This is a genomic window from Rossellomorea sedimentorum (genome assembly GCF_046237645.1).
GTDB classification, from domain to species: domain Bacteria; phylum Bacillota; class Bacilli; order Bacillales; family Bacillaceae_B; genus Rossellomorea; species Rossellomorea sedimentorum.
Map to the genome: position 1 here is coordinate 2,780,779 of NZ_CP143546.1, position 18,769 is coordinate 2,799,547.

17 protein-coding genes are annotated in these 18,769 nt (G+C 42.8%); 1 reads left to right on the forward strand and 16 read right to left on the reverse strand.

Annotation, left to right across the window (positions count from 1 at the left end):
- Positions 1 to 89 precede the first annotated feature (89 nt).
- The 12 genes from V1502_RS13820 to V1502_RS13875 form a co-directional block, all read right to left on the reverse strand.
- Complete coding sequence (locus tag V1502_RS13820; protein WP_409251223.1) at positions 90 to 1,862, reverse strand: ATP-binding protein; 1,773 nt, start codon at positions 1,860 to 1,862, stop codon at positions 90 to 92.
- Positions 1,859 to 2,575, reverse strand: coding sequence for a response regulator transcription factor (locus V1502_RS13825; protein WP_409251224.1), 717 nt, complete (start codon positions 2,573 to 2,575; stop codon positions 1,859 to 1,861). Before V1502_RS13825 ends, V1502_RS13820 begins: the two co-directional genes overlap by 4 nt.
- 153 nt (positions 2,576 to 2,728) lie before the next feature.
- Complete coding sequence (gene ccsB, locus V1502_RS13830) at positions 2,729 to 3,904, reverse strand: c-type cytochrome biogenesis protein CcsB (RefSeq protein ID WP_409254350.1); 1,176 nt, start codon at positions 3,902 to 3,904, stop codon at positions 2,729 to 2,731.
- Positions 3,905 to 3,998: 94 nt separating this feature from the next.
- Complete coding sequence (locus V1502_RS13835; protein ID WP_409251225.1) at positions 3,999 to 5,627, reverse strand: cytochrome c biogenesis protein ResB; 1,629 nt, start codon at positions 5,625 to 5,627, stop codon at positions 3,999 to 4,001.
- A gap of 59 nt (positions 5,628 to 5,686) precedes the next feature.
- The gene (gene resA, locus V1502_RS13840; RefSeq protein ID WP_409251226.1) at positions 5,687 to 6,220 is read right to left on the reverse strand and encodes a thiol-disulfide oxidoreductase ResA; all 534 of its coding nucleotides are present in this window, start codon (positions 6,218 to 6,220) and stop codon (positions 5,687 to 5,689) included.
- 171 nt (positions 6,221 to 6,391) lie between these two features.
- The gene (locus V1502_RS13845; protein WP_409251227.1) at positions 6,392 to 7,123 is read right to left on the reverse strand and encodes a pseudouridine synthase; all 732 of its coding nucleotides are present in this window, start codon (positions 7,121 to 7,123) and stop codon (positions 6,392 to 6,394) included.
- A gap of 1,409 nt (positions 7,124 to 8,532) precedes the next feature.
- Positions 8,533 to 9,063 (reverse strand): spore maturation protein, encoded by a 531-nt coding sequence (locus V1502_RS13850; protein ID WP_409251228.1) that lies wholly within the window; start codon positions 9,061 to 9,063, stop codon positions 8,533 to 8,535.
- Between the two features lies 1 nt (position 9,064).
- Positions 9,065 to 9,658, reverse strand: coding sequence for a nucleoside recognition domain-containing protein (locus V1502_RS13855; RefSeq protein ID WP_409251229.1), 594 nt, complete (start codon positions 9,656 to 9,658; stop codon positions 9,065 to 9,067).
- On the reverse strand, positions 9,651 to 10,805 hold the full coding sequence (locus V1502_RS13860) for a D-alanyl-D-alanine carboxypeptidase family protein (protein WP_409251230.1): 1,155 nt from the start codon (positions 10,803 to 10,805) through the stop codon (positions 9,651 to 9,653). The genes V1502_RS13855 and V1502_RS13860 overlap by 8 nt, the downstream gene beginning before the upstream one ends.
- 620 nt (positions 10,806 to 11,425) lie before the next feature.
- A complete protein-coding gene (locus tag V1502_RS13865) occupies positions 11,426 to 11,917 on the reverse strand; it encodes a YpuI family protein (protein WP_409251231.1) in 492 nt (163 codons plus the stop codon).
- Positions 11,918 to 12,113: 196 nt separating this feature from the next.
- Positions 12,114 to 12,707: an SMC-Scp complex subunit ScpB gene (gene scpB, locus V1502_RS13870; RefSeq protein ID WP_409251232.1), complete on the reverse strand. Its 594-nt coding sequence runs from the start codon at positions 12,705 to 12,707 to the stop codon at positions 12,114 to 12,116.
- The gene (locus tag V1502_RS13875) at positions 12,694 to 13,455 is read right to left on the reverse strand and encodes a segregation/condensation protein A (protein ID WP_409251233.1); all 762 of its coding nucleotides are present in this window, start codon (positions 13,453 to 13,455) and stop codon (positions 12,694 to 12,696) included. The genes scpB and V1502_RS13875 overlap by 14 nt, the downstream gene beginning before the upstream one ends.
- A gap of 151 nt (positions 13,456 to 13,606) precedes the next feature.
- On the opposite strand from V1502_RS13875, the gene V1502_RS13880 reads away from it, so the two are divergent.
- Positions 13,607 to 14,128 carry a DUF309 domain-containing protein gene (locus V1502_RS13880; RefSeq protein ID WP_409251234.1) on the forward strand — a complete coding sequence of 174 codons (522 nt, stop codon included), beginning with the start codon at positions 13,607 to 13,609 and terminating at the stop codon, positions 14,126 to 14,128.
- A gap of 377 nt (positions 14,129 to 14,505) precedes the next feature.
- Here V1502_RS13880 and V1502_RS13885 read toward each other — a convergent pair whose 3' ends face one another.
- From V1502_RS13885 to V1502_RS13900, 4 genes are all read right to left on the reverse strand, one after another.
- Positions 14,506 to 14,868 (reverse strand): GNAT family N-acetyltransferase, encoded by a 363-nt coding sequence (locus V1502_RS13885; protein WP_409251235.1) that lies wholly within the window; start codon positions 14,866 to 14,868, stop codon positions 14,506 to 14,508.
- A 466-nt stretch (positions 14,869 to 15,334) separates the two neighbouring features.
- Entirely contained in the window at positions 15,335 to 16,642 is a 1,308-nt protein-coding gene (lysA, locus tag V1502_RS13890) for a diaminopimelate decarboxylase (protein ID WP_409251236.1), read from the reverse strand.
- 77 nt (positions 16,643 to 16,719) lie between these two features.
- Positions 16,720 to 18,204: a spore germination protein gene (locus V1502_RS13895; protein ID WP_409251237.1), complete on the reverse strand. Its 1,485-nt coding sequence runs from the start codon at positions 18,202 to 18,204 to the stop codon at positions 16,720 to 16,722.
- Complete coding sequence (locus tag V1502_RS13900) at positions 18,194 to 18,766, reverse strand: stage V sporulation protein AE (protein WP_409251238.1); 573 nt, start codon at positions 18,764 to 18,766, stop codon at positions 18,194 to 18,196. The genes V1502_RS13895 and V1502_RS13900 overlap by 11 nt, the downstream gene beginning before the upstream one ends.
- Positions 18,767 to 18,769 lie beyond the last annotated feature (3 nt).

The window sequence follows — 18,769 nt, forward strand, 5'->3', positions numbered from 1 at the left end:
AAAATTAATGTTTCGCGTGTAACAAGATTAATCGCCAATAATCTCCATGATTGGACGGTGAACGTCGAAAGCCGAGTGAATTTTGACGATTATTGAGGAAGGAAGAAGGAGAACGTTGTACCTTGATCCACTTTACTGTGAACACTGATCTGCCCGTTGTGAGACTCAATGATATTTTTTGCAATGGCCAGTCCAAGGCCTGTTCCCGACTTTCCGCGTGTCCTTGCTTTATCAGCTTTATAGAATCGTTCAAAAACGAACGGAAGGTCTTCCTCTGGAATACCCGAACCAGAGTCGCTGACTTCTACCAGGATACCACTTTGAGAAGGTTTGTAATTTACAGAGACACTCCCCGTTTCGGGCGTATGGCGTAATGCATTATCAATTAAGTTTGTAAGGACCTGTTCTATCCGGTCAGGGTCGAGGTTAATCTGCTGACCATTCCTTCCAGTTTGATGCCCTGTAAAACTTAGACTGATATTTTTTTCCTTCGCTATACCCTGGAATTTGTTGGTTACCCGTTCGAGAAACTGTGATACATCCGTATTTTCTTTCTTTAATGTTATATGCCCTGCCTCCATACGGGCCAGGTCAAGCAAATCATTTACGAGCCTGCCCATTCTCAGGGATTCATCATAAATGATTTTAGCGATTTCTTTCTTCTCCTCTTCAGATGCAGCAATATCATCAATGATAGCCTCGCTGTAGCCCTGCAGCATCGCTATCGGAGTCCGGAGCTCATGTGAAACATTTGCGATAAAATCTTTTCTTAACTTATCGAGCCGTCTCTCTTCCGTCATATCCCTGACAACGGCCACCGCTCCCCTGACATACTCTTCATTGTAGAGCGGACTGATAATCACTACATATGATCGGCCTTGAAGACCCACTTCACCTGTCTGTTCATTTTCCAGGAGGATTACCTGTTCAAGAAGTTCCTTCAGCGTCGTCGGGATGGCTTCCTGCTCATTTCCTTCCTGTTCATAGTACCATTGCTGTAAGAACCGTTCTGCCGGCGGATTGGTGATCAAGATGGTTCCGTCCCTGTTAAACGTGATGACGCCGTCGGCCATACTGCTTAGAATACTTGAAAGCTGCTCTTTCTCTTGACTCAGAGCATGCATGTTATAATTCAGCTGCTTCCCCATTTGGTTGAAGGCTGTTGCCAGTTCCCCTATCTCATCATGTGTAAGGATTGGCACCTTCGTCTCAAACCGCCCTCTTGCGACTTCAAACGCCGCTTCCCGCATTTTCCTGAGCGGCGCGGTAATTCTTGTAGACAAGAAGAACGCAAAGATGGTGGTGAGGATGATGGCAATTCCTGCGGCAAGTAAAATCAAACGGGTTGTCTGCCTGGTGGTCTCTTTGATTTCCTCTAAACTTTGAAAAATCAACACTGCACCTGTTTCATTTCCGATTTGCACGGGTGCGCCAACAACCACGATATTTTCATACAGGTTTGAAACAGATTCCCCATTCAAATGGAGTTCCTTTACGAAGGCACGTTCTTGTTTGAATACCGCTGTAACTTCTTTCTCTTCAAGAATTTCCTGAATAAGCAATTGATGTTCCGCTGTAATATCTGCGGCATAATACAGCGAATTTCGATTTTCGGCGATAATTAAATTATGAGGATCATCCACTATTTCTTTTGAAATCTGCAATCCCATAGTTAAATCCTGGTGACTCTCCACTACAGTGGCAATCTTTTCTGCTGTTTCGGACAGATCATTTTCAACTTGCTCTAAGTGGTATGTTTGAAAAAATTCAAGCTGTAAAATGGTCAAGATGAACAGAACGAATGCTACCAGGAGAAGTATAGTGATCCATAGTTTACCTACAACACTCCGCCAAAGCCTCATTCATTATTAACCTCAAATTTATATCCCACTCCCCAGACCGTCACAATCATTTTTGCGGCCTGTTCAGACACTTTATTAAGCTTTTCACGCAGTCTTTTTACATGCGTGTCAACTGTACGCAGGTCACCGAAGAAATCGTAATGCCATACCTCTTTCAACAAATGTTCGCGATCAAAAACTTTATCCGGGGCTTTTGAAAGGAAATAAAGAAGTTCGTATTCTTTAGGTGTAAGGTTGACATCCTTTCCATCTGCCGTGACTCTGTGCGCATCATTATCGATTGTAAGGTGTGGATAGACGATCATATCCTTTGCCTTTGTATCAGTATGTATATAACTCGTCTTGGATGACCTTCTCAATAGGGCTTTGACCCTTAAGACGACTTCTCTCGGAGAAAACGGTTTCACAATATAGTCATCCGTCCCTACTTCGAACCCTTGTACCCGGTTCGCTTCTTCTCCTTTTGCTGTCAGCATGATCACCGGCGTAGATTTTTTCTCACGCAGCTCCTTGCATACCTCAATGCCATCCATGCCCGGCATCATCAGGTCAAGGAGAATGCAGTCATATTCATTGTTCAAAGCAAGGTCAAGGGCCGTTTCCCCATCTTCCGCTTCTTCTATTACATAGTTTTCCCTCTCAAGGTACATTCTTAGAAGTTTCCTGATTCGGTCTTCATCGTCCACGATCAATACTTTTATGTCCTGATCCATCATTTTATCCCCCTTTAGAATATGTTTCCTCTCTGCTCTTACTTCCTATTTTAATAGAAAAAAGCCTCCACTAAAAGCGGAGGTGACAATTTACAGCATCTTTTTCAGGATAAAGCACAAATCCCCAATGATACTGTGACTTTCTCTTGCTTATTAAGCGTAAGAGTGAAGGCCGGCAATAATCAAGTTAACCGCGACAAGGTTGAACATGATAATGATGAAGCCTATCACAGCAAGCCACGCAGACTTTTCTCCATGCCATCCTCTTGACAGGCGGAAATGAAGGAAAGCAGCATAGAATAAAAAGGTGATCAGAGCCCATACCTCTTTCGGGTCCCAGCCCCAGAAACGGCTCCATGCAATTTGAGCCCAAATCATCGCGAAAATCAAACCGCCTAATGTGAATACCGGGAAACCGATTAAAACGGAACGGTACCCAATTTCGTCCATAAGATCAAGATTAACATTCTTCATATACTTTTGAATCCAAAGACTGATCTTCTTTCTTGCTATCAAACGAAGAATCCAGTAAATCCCTGTTCCTAAGATGAAGGACCAAATGACAGTATTCAATTTGCGTGCATTTATGACTGCCGGCATTTCTACTGAAGGTTCCAGCCGGTCAACCGTCAGCAGTTCACCCTCATGGGGGGCTACTAGTGCTGGCATAGTGTATTCTTCAAAGGCTTCCTGGCCAGTTTGATTGATATATTGGAATTCAGCACTGTATCCCATTAGAGTGAAAGCAGTAGTGGAGGCAATGAATCCAAGTACGACCACCAATCCATACATCACGCTTTCAAGCCAGAATGATTGTTTCTTATCCTGTTCGTGATTTACCTTTTTCAAAAGATAAATCAAACCAGCAACAAAGCTGATAGCCAATATTGCCTCGCCGGCAGCTACTGTCGTAACGTGAATTTTCAGCCAGTCACTTTGCAATGCAGGGATCAACGGGCTGACCTCTCTTGGAAACATGCTCGCATAAGCAATGACTAAGAGAGCAATCGGCAGCGCAAACAAACCAAGCACAGTTGAATGATATAAAAAGTAAATGATGATGAAAGCCCCTACAAGCATCATGCCGAAGAATGTGGTAAATTCAAACAGGTTACTCACCGGAGCATGTCCAGCTGCCATCCAGCGGGTGAAAAAGTATCCCAGCTGTGCCGCAAAACCGATCAATGTAAGCCCCATACCAATTTTACCCCAGCGGTTTACCCCTTCATGACCTTTATTTTTATCACGGATGGAACCGCCGAAGAAGAACGTTGCGATAAGGTAAAGAATAAAAGCAATGTATAATAAATTACTGCTCCATTGTGCCAAATCCGTCACAGAAAATCCTCCTTTTCCAAATGGCCTCCGGTGAAAGCAGCATCAACTATAACTCTCACCACCGGCCATAAAATCTATCATTCATTTAAGTTTCTTGTCCATCTTGCTGCTGATCCTGAGGTTCATTAATGCCTGTACCTTCAAGAACATATTGAATTTCTTTTTTTAATCCATGCCAGTTTTTGTTGGTGTGTCCAGCCACAATCAAACCGCCATCAGATTTCCGCACCCAGATTCTTCTGTGATTCCAATAGGCACCCTGGACCACTCCGATCATGAAGATGGCGCCTCCGATACCAATCACCCAAAGGGTCAAATCCTTTCTGACTGTCAAAGCTGACACGTCGCGGGTTTCCAATCCGGCAAAGTTCATTTTGTAAACATTTTCTCCTAAAGGCTCCAAGTTTTGCTGAATGCCTACAAAACTGATTTCGCCCTCTGGTTTTTCAGGTGAGAACATTTTAAAAAGGAAGGCAGGATTTTTTGGAAGCGGAGACTTGGTCTGCGGTTCTCCTTTTTCATCAAATCCTGAAAAGTCCGGGTAATATCCCATCAACTCTACCTTTCTTCCGTCCTCCAATTGATATATTTCCTCTGGATCAAAAAGGTCCACTGTGAATTTTCCAAACTCTTCATTTGTCGATTTGTTTGAGAGGATGAAAGACATCGCTTTGAATTCATCCAATTGATAACTTGTCTGATAGACAGCATAGGAACCGAATTTTAACGGTTGATTGACCTGAATAGCTGTCTCCTTTTCTTCTTTTAGTTCCGCCTTTTCACCGGCAACATCTGATTTTTCAGCACGGTAGAGTATCGCATCGGTCTGATAGTTCTTGGCTATAATGCCATTTTTATCGATGGCTTCCCCAAACACTTCTTTATCAGTTTCCTTATCATACGTTTCAAGGGTAAACTCTTTATTTTCCAAGTAATACTCTTTATCGGTTCCCGGGATTGCCCTGGTTTCCCCTTCTCTTATCCACAGGATTTCATCCACATACATACCAGGAACAAAACGGAGCATCGCACCAATCAGAAAGATGATCAGTCCTACGTGGTTGACGTACGGACCCCATCTGGAAAACCTGCCTTTTTCAGCAAGAAGATTTCCGTCTTCTTCACGGACATTGTACCTCTTTGCTTCCATTTGTTTCTTAACTTTCTGCATCGCTTGGTCGGGTTCTGCCATTTCCGTCTCGCTGTACAAACGCTGTCTCTTAAGAAACCCTTCATGCCTTGAGACTTTTTGCTTTTTCAATGCTCTGTAGAGAGGGATGAATCTGTCCAAGCTGGCAATCACAAGTGAAATCCCTATAGAAGCAATCATCAGCAGGAACCACCAGGAACCATAAAGATTATGAAACCCAAGAGTATAATAGACTTCGCCAAACCACCCGTATACCTCGCCGTAGTATTGTTCTGCAGGCATCGAATTTGGAATGTAAAATTCCTGGGGCAGGATGGTCCCCACTGCCGAAGAAATCAAAGTAATCAGAATCAACCAGATTCCCACTTTTACCGATGAAAAGAAATTCCAGATTTTGTCCACTATTGATTTGTTATAGGTTTGTGAACGCCGAGCGCTTCCCTCATATCTCATATCATGGAGCTTGTCTTGTTTTGCTTCTTCTGTCAAAGCCCTTCCACATGATTCACAAAGGATCGTTCCCTGTGGATTTACATGACCACATTCACATTTAATTTCCTTCATGCTAAAACTCCTCATTCTTTTTGGCCGGCCTCTGCAAATTCAGATGAACCAGCCGCCAGTTAATTAGGCTTGATGCTTTCCATATACTGTTTGATGTCCGCTTCTGTCATTTCACCTGTAATAATTTTAGTGATTTTTCCATCTGCGTCCACAAGCAGCGTAGTAGGCAATGGTTTGATTCCGTATGCATTTAGCACATCTCTCTCGGAATCTATCACAACAGGAAATGTCAGGCTATGTTCCTCAATGAACTTGTTAACCTGAAAATCTGATTCAGCGACATTCACAGCTAAAATTTGTACGCCTTTATCTTTAAAAGCTTGATACTGCCTTTCTATATAAGGCATTTCTTTTTCGCAAGGTTTGCACCAAGTTCCCCAGAAGTTAAGGAAAACCCCCTGGCCTTTGTAGTCGGATAGCCTGTGGATGTTGCCTTCCATATCCTGCAGGACAAAATCAGGTGCCTCGTCTCCTGGTTTCAGGACTCCCCTGTCATCTTTGGTAAAATTAGCATATAAGGTATATATGACTGCTGCAGCCAGTACGATCAAAATGATTGTCCGGATAAGCAAGCGGCGCTTCTTTTTATCCATTCATTTGCCTCCTTGCAATGTAACAGTTTTTGTTGCAAACGAAAGGGGACAATGAGATTGTCCCTTTTTGTCTGATATATATTCCCATCTATTATAGCATTTTTGTTTTTTTCTTCTGGATGCATATTTTGAAGGAAGTGTGACACTTTTTTGCAAAATATGCATGCATATCTATAATAGGCTGCCTGTTTCAGCAAGCGCTCTCAACTGCTTCACTTCATGAGGAGTCAGTTCTCTTGATTCACCGGCATTCAACCCGTGAAGGTCCAAAAATGCAAATCTTTCCCGTTTCAATTTCTGAACCTGGTAGCCGATTGCCTCAAACATCCTTTTTACCTGCCGGTTCCTGCCTTCGTGAATGGTGATTTCGACGATGGACTTATCTTGCTTCTTCTCTATTTTGAGGATTTTCACTTTTGCAGGTGCGGTCTTCCCGTCTTCAAGCATTATGCCTTTCTCTAATTCCTTCAACTTGAACTTTGGAGGAATCCCTTTCAGGCGCGCCACATACGTTTTATCAATATTATACCGGGGATGAGTCAAGAGATTGGCAAATTCACCGTCATTCGTCAGAAGGATAAGGCCCGATGTATCATAGTCGAGTCTTCCTACAGGATAGATTCTTTCCTGGATATGGGGGAAGAAATCGGTGACCACTTTACGGTCCTTGTCGTCCGTGACCGCCGAAATGACACCTCTTGGTTTATAAAGAAGAAAATATACTTTATTTTCTCTCTCAATCTGGATACCGTTCACTTCGATTTTATCCGTGCCTGACACTTTTGTTCCCAATTCTTTTTCTGTTTTGCCGTTCACTTTTACTTTTCCTTCTAAAATCAGTTCTTCCGCTTTTCTTCTTGAAGCTACACCTGCGTGAGCTATGACTTTTTGTAATCGTTCCATATAATTTCACCTCTTAAGTAAGTACGTGTTTCATTTCAATATGATGCTATCCAGAGTTCTATAGTTAAAAGTCCGTTATTACAATCATTCAGTTGAAATTCTTTCACATGAATGAATTATTACATAAAGACTCGAAAATGCAAAGGAATTGTCCTTTATTAGTATTGGTAACTCAAGGGTTTTTAAAAACACCATTTACTTTTAGTTCTTTATTAATGAAGAAGTTGGTACATCGGCAGCAGAATACTCCCCACCTTCACTAATATACAATCAACAAAAAGCCGGAGAAATCATCCCCGGCTTTCTAGGAAATGCTTTATGAAAGATTCTCCAATACTGGCAAAGGAAACAAGAAAAATAAGGGAATGAAATAGAAAATGACTATACAGTATAGTGCTATGATTTCCGTTCCACGTGTGCGACTCCGCGGGGCGGGCGGTGAATTATAAAGCGGAAGCGGCCGTTCAGCGACGTACAGATTTTAGGGCTCTCGCATGAGATAAAGGAATCACGAAGAGCGTTAGCGATTCGTTGATCATTTCCCATTCCCAAAAGTGAGCTTTTCACGTAACAAAGTTTAAAACAAAAAAATCCAGAAGCCGATTTTTTTCTGGGTAGCACTTTAGACAGGGTGTGGAAATGATCTTGATGACTTATCTATATAAAGTGGAAAGGCCCCGTTCAGCGGCGTACGGACTGGACTGTCTCCGTATGAGACCCTCGGCCGCTGGAGCTGGATTGGCCTCCTCGGCTTCGCCTGTATAAAAAGTGAAAGCGCCCCGTTCAGCCCCGACAGGCAAATGTTCCTCAGCGAAAAAAAGGCGATCTTTCCTTTTATTCGCTGAGGGTTATTTGACCCCGAGGGGCTTGGCGCTACAACTGGATTGGGGGTCTCACCTGTCATCAAAAGTGGAATCGCCCTGTTCAACCCCGACAGGCAAATGTTCCTAAGAGAATAAAAGGTGATCTATCCTTTAATTCTCTTAGGGTTATTTGACCCCGAGGGGCCGGGTTACGTTCCAGTAGGTACGTAACCTCGGGCGATGGAACCAGACGCCCGCTAGTCCCGCAGTAGGTCACACCCCTTCCGCTTCAATCTATCCTAAAGAAGAAATAATCAGAACCGCAAAAATGCCAAGGAATTGATCCCTGGCATTCTCAGTTTTTTTATGAACTCCGTGCACCTTAAATTGAAAACCCTTAGTATTCATTAGTCTTAATCCTGTGAGTAAAGCTTTGTTTTAATTTACTTTCTTCTTGCAATATATGGAACACGGCCTGTAAAGCGAGTTTGTTGTGGAGACAACTATCCTAGTTCCACAAAACCCCTAATCTAATGCTTCATCCTACTGTGCTCCAGATATCTCAACTCTCCTCATTAACACATACTCGTTCCCCATAATGTCAGCTTAAGAAAACATAAGTGTCACGATGACAATGGCAGCGATGATACCGATGAGGTCAGCCAGCAGTCCGACTTTGAGGGCATCACCCATCTTCTTGATTCCGACTGCACCGAAATAAACTGTTAACACATAAAAAGTGGTGTCGGTACTTCCCTGGAGAACCGAAGCCAGTCTTCCAATGAAGGAATCAGGGCCATGGGTTGCAAGTAAGTCGCTCACCATCCCAAGAGCGGCGGTACCTGAAATCGGCCTGATGATCGCTAATGGAACAATGTCCGCCGGGATGCCGATTGCATGCAGCATCGGCTCCATCAAGGACACGAAATACTCCAAAGCACCTGAGGCCCTGAACACTGTGATGGCAACCAGCATTCCAATCAAGAAAGGAATGATCGAGACCGCAATCTTGATTCCCTCTTTTCCTCCATCAACGAAGCTTTCATAGGTCGGAACCTTTTTATATGTTCCATATAGTAGAATCACTCCAATCAGCATCGGAATGAGCCATAACGAAATAGTGGATATTACCTGCATATCACTTCACTCCATTGCGGATTCTTCTGTGATAAAAATAACGGTCGATCATAATCGCCCCCACCGTTGAGAGAAAGGTCGCCACCAAAGTCGGACCGACGATTTCCGTAGGGGAGGCAGATTCATAATTCATTCTGATAGCGATGACGGTTGTAGGGATGATGGTCAGACTGGATGTATTGATGGCCAGAAAGGTAATCATTGAACGGCTTGCATAATCCCTGCCCCCGTTTAATTCCTTAAGCTGTTCCATCGCTTTGATACCCAGAGGCGTTGCTGCATTTCCAAGACCGAACATATTCGCCATCATGTTGGAAAGGATATACCCCATGGCAGGATGGTCGGCAGGAACTTCAGGGAAGAGCCTTTTAACAATTGGGCGGAATAAGTAGGAAAGTTTCTCAAGGAGACCGGAATCCTGAGCAATCCTCATGATTCCAAGCCAGAATACCAGGATACTGACAAGCCCTATACAAAGGGTGACCGCTTCATTAGCGGATTGGAATATCGCCTCATTTACCTCTTTCATTTTGCCGTTTATCGCTGCAAAAATCAGGCCAATAATCGTCATGCCCACCCAAATATAGTTAACCATCTGTTTTCACTCCGAGCAGCGATATAAACGACTGCTTCCAGAACATCCACCAACTTTTCTTCTTTTCTACCTTTTCTTCGCTGTAAAACAGAGGGACGGAGTCGGCTTCTTTATCATTCAAATAAATTACAGCCTTCCCGACAACCTCTGGAACCGCTCCATCTCTCCAAGACTTCTCCGGCTTCATGAGTTTATACTCAACTCGTACACCGTCTTCCTCCTCTTTAGTAAGGGTCAGCAATACATCTCTTTTGATATGAACTTTATTTTGGTAAAATTCATCCTTGATTTCATCAACTTTTCCTTCGGGTACAGCTATCACCGTATCAAAGTGTTTAAAGCCGAATTCAAACATATGGATATGATCATTCCAGTCATCCGGTCCATTTAGGGTTACGGCAATCAAGTTCTGTTCACCTTTAGTCGCAGTGGTCACCAATGTCCTCTTGGCTCTTTTGGTATATCCAGTCTTACCGCCGGTGCAGTACTTATACAGTTCGGTCAAGAGCCGGTTTTTGTTTTTCCATTTTCTATCCCACTCATGTTCAGGGTCTGGCGAGGTATGCACTTTGGTGCCGGCGACCTCCCTGTATTTTTCATTCTGCATTGCGTATCTTGTCAAAATTGCCATATCATAAGCAGTGGAATAATGATCCTCATGATCATCCAGTCCGTGCGGGTTGGCGAAATGGGAATTCTTCATGCCAATCTCTTCTGCTTTTTTATTCATTAGAAAACTAAAACCTTCCAGGCTCCCGCCGACATGTTCGGCGATAGCAACCGCCGAGTCATTTCCAGACCTCAGCATCAATCCGTATACAAGATCCTCCAATTTGATTTTCTCCCCTGGCTTTAAATAGATGGAAGAACCTTCTGCTTTAACAGCATTGCTGCTGACTTTGACCGTTTCATCCATTTTTCCGCTTTCAATAGCCAAAATCGCTGTCATGATCTTTGTAATACTTGCAATTCTACTTTTGGCATGGGCATCTTTTTCATATAACACTCTTCCAGTATCCTGATCTATGACAATCGCCCTCTGAGCACTGACTGATGGCGCCGCTTCGGCAGTCCCACTCATAGAAGAAAATATGATTGAGAGTATGAGAAACGTATATATGTAGGCTTTAATTCTCCTTTTTTTCATAGACATCTACTCCTTTACCTTGTCCAATGGTGTTTGTACAAGTCTATGCAAGCCAGGGTTAATTATGATTTAAAACCTCTGATTTCGTGTGTAATATATTGTGCATATGGATGATATCAATCTCAGGTGAACAAGCATACTGAAAGTAAAAAATCTTTTAGAAACATTTTTACGGAAGGATTCCACACATCTCTCCGGTAGGTATACCTCAACTTCCATGCACCATTTCGGACTTGTATCTAAAGAGTTTTTTTCCTACATCATTTCGTACGCAGTTAAGTGTTGATGTACTTAAAGGGCTTCTTTTCCTACATCATTTTAGACACAGTCAAGTTTTGATGTACCTAAAGAGCTTTTTTTCCTACATCATTTCGAGCACACCTACTCTTGGATGTACCATCATGTTTTCCATTATCTAAAGCCCAGTACCCCTTTGATGTAGTTATTTCTTATATTACTTATTTACACTTATGTCTATTTCCCATTTGCGAATTTACACTTTTTAACCGGCCTACTTCAATTAATATGTAAAAGTTACCCACTTCCCCAAAAAGAAAGCGAGTTTCACGGGCCCAACAAAAAAAACAGTAAATGACAAATGTCACTTACTGTTTTAGGATTTATCCCCGTGATTGCGTAATTTTTGTTCGGAAATCAGTTTCATAGTACTCAAGTTCTTCCCTGATTTGCTGAAAACCGCTCTCTGCTGCAGACATGAGATTAACAATGCTATCCGGCAATTCCTGGCGAAACATGATTGAATTTTTCCCTGTATAAGCTGACCGGCTGTCTTCATACCATAAATCGTACCGCGGCGAGAAAAACTCTTCTATGCACTGATGATAAATTTTATAAAGGGTTTTCTCTGCCGCTCCCTTGATGAATGGTTCGTTTTGCATGACGACAAGGCATGAATCCAGGCCTTCTTCACAATAAACCAGCAGTCTCCTTAAATTCGAGAGGATACCTTCATAGTAGGCCCTATCCCCATTCTTCTCCTGAATCAGCCCTTCAATGGTAATGTTGTTCAAATAGCTTTCAAGGTTCGTAACTGTCTTCTCAAGAAAGGTATGTACTTCTTCCACTTGTGATTTTACGATGGGGTTGCTCATAAAATCCCTCCATATCATTTAGTCAATTTCCCATTCCCATTATGACTTTTCTACTCATAACATATGACGGAAGTTGATTTCAATACCTCCCGCTCCTGTGATTTTTGAACTTTCTGAAAAAGATTTTTAAGAAAAAGCTGATCTGGGAGAAAAACAGCTTCTCCATCGATCAGCTTGTATTAATATTACCATAAACTCAAGATTGAGAATCCAATGTTTCCTGAAATTTTTCAAAAAACAAATCGGCATCCTCCGACATAAACTCTTCGTCAATGTTGTCTGGCAGCGGCGGCAGTTCGCTTATATCTTTGAGACCGAAATAATCCAGAAATTCTTTTGTTGTGCCATATAATATTGCCCTTCCTGTTCCTTCCGCCCGGCCAACTGCTTTAACGAGCCCTTTGGAGGCTAGGGTGCTGAGCGGTCTCTCGGTTTTGACCCCTCTGATCTCCTCGATGTCGACTCTTGTAATCGGCTGTTTATAAGCAACAATTGCAAGTGTCTCCAAAGCAGCCTGAGAAAGGGAATTGACATTTGGTGACTCCACCAGTTTTTTCAAATAGGGAGCATGCTCTTTTTTCGTTACCAGCTGATATGTACCAGCTAATTCAATAAGCGTAATCCCCCTGCTTTCATCACTCTGGTACTCTGCAAATAGACCCTCGATGATTTCCAATGCTTGATGTTCCTCAACATCCAGTACTGCGCAGACTTGTTTCAGAGAAAGCCCTTCATCCCCTGCTGCAAATAATAAGCTTTCCAGTATGCCTTTCCAATTAATGATTTCCAACAAGCCCTGCCTCCTCTGTTGACTGAACAGTAAAGTCGTCAAAGTTTTGTTCTTGCCTTACGATAATCTGCTTCCTTTTCATGAGCTCCAGAACAGCCAGGAATGTCACCACGACATGCTCCCGGTCCTCATAGGGAAATAACGAGAAGAACCTTTGTTTCTCCCTGGTTCCTTTAAGGTGGCTCATAATTTCATCCATTCTTTTTTCAATCGGAATTTCCTGCCTTGATATTTTGGTTGTGACAGGTTTTTGCAATTTTTTTCGCCGAAGCAATTTATTAAAAGCTCCGAGCATATCATATATTGAGACATCCAGGTCCAGTTGGCCTGTTACTTTCTCATCTGCAAACTGTGATAAATCGCTCGGCGGCTTTGTATACATCTGCCCTCGTTCTTCTTCCCGGCTCTTCAGCTCTTCAGCTGCTTCCTTATATTTTTTATACTCAATCAGCCGGTCAACCAATTCATCGCGTGGATCTTCTTCTATTTCAAAATCGTCTACATCAGCAATCTCTTCATGCTTGGGCAGGAGCATCTTGCTTTTGATTGCCAGCAAGGTAGCTGCCATCACAAGATATTCACTTGCCACATCCAGTTCCAATTCTTTCATCGTATGTATATAAAGTAAATATTGCTCTGTGATTTGTGCCATTGGAATGTCATATATATCAATTTCCAATGAATGAATCAAATGCAGAAGCAGGTCTAAAGGACCTTCAAAGGCATCGATTTTCACATTATATTCCATAATATCACCAATTCTCTTATGTGCGCATTTTTAGACTAACTATTAGTATAGTAGATTATAGGGTATTCTCCAATAGTAAATTTAGGATTGTGATTTTCTTCATAAAGGAGGAATGTGATAAAATCAGGTGGAGAAAGGGTGAAGAATATCCATGAACTACCCGAAAGAGTACCTCGATTTCATTACACACTTTCATTGTGACCGGGACTACTTTGAATGTCATGAAGTCCTGGAGGAATACTGGAAAGAGATAGATCCAGGAAACAGAAGTTCCGTCTGGGTAGGTCTTATCCAAATGGCAGTAGGATTCTATCATTATAGAAGAGAAAATAGAAGAGGAGCTGAAAGAATCCTTACCAAAGGTATCAAGATTCTTAAACAGCATCCACAGGCCCTGGAAGAACTGGGGATCGTTTCCGATGAATTACAAACGCTCCTCGAGGAAACACTTAAAAACATTCAAACAGGAATAAAGTACCGAAGTATCAACCTTCCTCTCAACAATGAACTAAAGGAATTTCTGGATTCCGCATGCTTGGGTACCGTAAGCCAGGAAACCACTCCCCATTCAATCATTCATCGCCATTCTCTTAGAGATCGGACCGAAGTCATCAGATTGCGGGAAGAAGCCTTGCTGAGAAGGCAAGAACGAAATTCCAGGCGCCGGAATTAGCATCAAGGGCAACTGTTTCATCTAGGGCTGAGCCGCTTTCCAGAAGGGTATGTAAAATCGGAAGCTGAGGCTGGAAATAAGGGTTACATTAAAAAAGTTACCCACACAGGTTAACTTTTTCATTTCCTAACGCTGTGTTCGTATAGATTGTTGCTATTGGAAAAATCCAAAGGGCCGGATTTTCCCCTGGGGTACAAGGGCTTATCTAACTGAACAGGGTGAATGGCTCTTTTCATTCTTGTTTACCAAGATGATTCCTGTGAAATATGGTTATTTCCCTTAAATTTCATATAGCAACAAAGTTTTAGAAAAGAGCCTTTCCTAAAGAAAGACTGACATTTCTCGGTAAAATGTCAGTCTTCTTAAAATCTATGCTCTTAAATTTCTTTTTCCTTATTATCCAGATCGCATTTTTCAAAAAATGCTGCGGTATGGTCATTGGGCTTTAAAACTTTATTGGAATAGATGTCACTTAAGGTTCTAAGCATCGCTTTACCTATTCCCTCATGTCGGTGCGAGGGATTGACCGATATATGCCTTACTTCGATCTCGTCTTCTTCAACGACGACACCAATTAAGCCTACGATGTCCTCATCTTTCCACAGAAATAACTGCCAGTCATCTTCCTGCTCATAATTCAGCATCGTTTGCTGCAGCTTTTTCAATTCCTTTTCCTGCGGCATAAAAGACAGCAACCCCATAGCAATTTTCTCAAAAGCTTTTTTGTAACGTATAAGCATAAAAGACCCCTCGTTATAATTTGTGCATCAACTGCACAATGTTTTATATTCTTTCCGTGATCATGTTAACCGTTTATTATCTTACTAAAATTGAGCGAAAGATTCAACATTATTCGCATACACGCGGAAACCCGGCACCCGCTAACTTGCAAAAAACATCCAATAAATCACGCCCCACCCCATTGAAAGAGTTAAAAGCAGGATGAATAATATAATATTTTTCTTTCTCATTTTTTGTGCAGCTCCTTTAACAAATACCGTTTTTCACACTTAACTTAAGGCTGTTCCCGTATTTACGCAAAGACCCATTGGGCTCTACTTCCCCTGGGATCAGGGTTTTCTTAAACAGGCAGCACTTGACTGCATTGTGCGGGCGAAATGAACCAACCAGCATCCCTATGGGAAAGCGCATCCATAAAACTAAAAAAAGACAGACACACCTGGTGTCCGCCTCTACTATAAAATATTAATCATTAAGTGACAAGTCCAGTTTTAAAAGGTCTTCAAAACTTTCTCTTCTTACCACAAGCTTTGCTTTTCCATTTTCTACGAAAACCACTGGCGGTCTTGGAATCCTGTTATAGTTATTCGCCATAGAATAACCGTATGCCCCTGTACAGAAGACAGCCAGGATATCTCCCTGAGAAGATTCAGGAAGCGGCAGGTCCCAGATTAACATATCCCCGGATTCACAGCATTTCCCGGCAATGGAGACTGTTTCCTGAACCGGCTGACCCGCTTTATTTGCCAAGATTGCTTCATACTTGGCTTCATATAGGGCCGGACGGATATTATCACTCATTCCTCCGTCCACAGCAAGGTATTTCCTGATATTCGGCACCTCTTTGGCTGACCCGACGCTGTATAAAGTAGTACCAGCATCACCGACAAGTGAGCGGCCCGGCTCAATCCATATCTCCGGCATCTCCAGGTTATATTCCTCAGCTTTCTTCTTTACTTCCGAAATGATTTCCTCGACATATTGAGAAGGCGCAATCGGGTCATCTTCAGCAGTGTAGCGAATTCCGAAACCTCCGCCAAGGTTTAAGACCTCAGCTGAGTATCCATGTTTGTCTTTCCACTCTGCAAGTTTTCCAATGATCTTGCTTGCAGCCAGTACAAAACCAGTGGTTTCAAAGATTTGCGAACCAATATGACAATGCAGCCCGAGCACATTCAGGTGGGGAGACTTCACTGCTCTCAAGAGGGCGTCCTCGGTCTGCCCGTTTTCCAGGCCAAACCCAAATTTAGAGTCCTCTTGCCCTGTCAGGATATAGTCATGCGTATGGGCCTCTATCCCAGGTGTTACCCTGATCAGGATATCCATACTTTGTCCCATATCCTTACAGACATCCTCCAACAGCTGTAATTCATGAAAATTATCGACGACGATACAGCCGATATTGTGCTCGAGAGCCATACGAAGCTCTTCTTCACTCTTATTGTTTCCATGAAAATGGATACGCTCTGCCGGGAAATCCGCTTTCATTGCTGTGAAAAGTTCTCCCCCAGAAACGACATCCAGTGACAACCCTTCTTCTTTCATCAACTGAAAAATCGCAACAGATGAGAAGGCTTTGCTTGCATATGCCACCTGTGCCTTGATTCCCAAGTTTTCAAATGTATCTTTGAAGCCTCGAGCTCTTTCCCTGATTAATTCAACATCATAAATATAAAGAGGTGTACCATATTCTTTTGCCAGCTCAACCGTATCGACTCCCCCGATTTCCAGGTGATCACGGCTGTTGATTCTGGCAGTTCCATTAAAATGCATTCTTCTCATCCCTTTGACAACTTTATCGCTTTAGTAATTTAAAGTAAATTTATCACAGAATGAGGACCCTTGCAATCCTAACGGGACTTAACGGGCTGTTTATATTTGTTTCTCGGCTGGACGATACTCGGTCGTACTTTAGCCCCCGGCATGGATCGTCTGATGATGATCTGAATGAAGGCCTTTGGACTGAACGGAATAAACGGCCACAGATACGGCGTATTCAGTGAACGTATACTGATTAAAAGCAAAAGCAGAACCGTCGTTCCAATCATAAGCCCCGGGATGTGGAACAATGCAACAGCTATGAGGAGCCCCACCCTGAAAAGCTTATTGGCCACACTCAATTCATAACTAGGTGTAGAGAATGTCCCTATAGCAGCCACCGAGACATACAAAATAACTTCAGGGACAAAAAGACCGACATCTATGGCAATTTGTCCAATCAATACAGCTGCAATTAACCCCATTGCCGTGGATAGCGGTGTCGGGGTATGTATGGCGGCAAGCCTTAGGAATTCTATACCCAGATCGGCCATTAACAACTGTACTATGACCGGTATATTGGTTTCCTCATTCGGTCCGATGAACTCAAGCTGAGGAGGCAGCAATGAGGGGTCGAGAACAAACAAATACCATAGAGGCAGTAAAAACAAACTGGCTAGCAATCCAAAATACCTTGCCCATCTGACAAATGTACCTACTGCTGGAGACTGACGATATTCCTCTGCATGCTGCATGTGATGGAAGAATGTGGACGGTGTAATGATTACACTTGGTGATGTATCAACAAATATAAGCACATGACCTTCAAGTAAATGAGTGGCACCGATATCCGCCCTTTCTGTGTACCGGACCAGAGGGTATGGATTGTACCCTTGTTTGACCAGAAATTCCTCGACGGTTTTGTCTGCCATTGTTAAGCCATCAATTTTAATACTTTCCAATTCCTTCTTGATGACTTTAATCAACGAAGGGTTAGCCACATCCTCTATATAGGCTATCGATATATCTGTTTTCGACCGCTCACCTATTCTGAATATCTCGAATCTCAGGCGGGGGTCTCTTATTCTTCTTCTCGTCAATGCGGTGTTGACAATGATGTTCTCCACATATCCATCACGCGAACCGCGGACCACTTTTTCTGTATCCGGTTCTTGAGGCTGCCTGCCGGGATAACTTCTGACATCGACAATCAGCGCTTCCTGTTCGCCTTCAACCACAAAGGCAATCAACCCGGACAACACCTCATCCACCATTTCTTCAACCGTTTTAACAGGCTGGACAGACTGATGCGGGATCCGATTTTGAACAATCTCATAAAGCTTGGAAGACAGGCGTTCATGGTCATTGACCTCAACGAGATCTTCAACAATCCTCATGATAAACTGTGTATCACATAACCCATTTATATAATAGAAGTGGACATCTTTCTTAAGGATTTTCAGCTTTCTCACACCAAGGTCAAAGCTCGTGTTCAATCCTGTGGTGTCAATCATCAATTGTTCCAGTTTTCCGAGGTCTTCCGGAATAGGCGTTTTTTCTCTTTCCTTACTTGGCATGGTAACCGCTCCTTTCCAGTATGATTTCAATTGCCTTTTTTGTAATAGGAGCCCCACGTGAAAAATGGTCCCTCTTTGCCATCTTCCCTATATCTCCAATACCTACCACAATCGGCAGGTGTAATTGATCCAGACAGTAGACTGTATCACCATTCAGCCTCCCCACTTCATTTTCAGGAACACCGAACTTATCAACCCCATAGGGCGTCAATTCACCAAACTTATCTACACATACATCAACCTTCGTCCATTCAGCCTGCCTGGTCTTGGAAGCTACAGCTATTGCACCCAGTATCTTGAAATCCTTGCACTTGGCAATATACTTCATAGCGGTCTCTCCGCTTCCTTCTCCAAGGAATCCGCTGTCATCAAACATGACAAATACCAAATCCCCTTTGGCTTTCTTGATCAGTTCTGCAATTTCTCTGCCTTTAAGAACCGACGGATTACCCTGAGATCTGGAAATGCACCTCGCACCATACTCCTTTGCCGCCGCCTCGACTGCTCTTTTGGCATATTCATCTCCATCCGTAATGAGTATTACATTTTTCTTTTCTGCCATAAG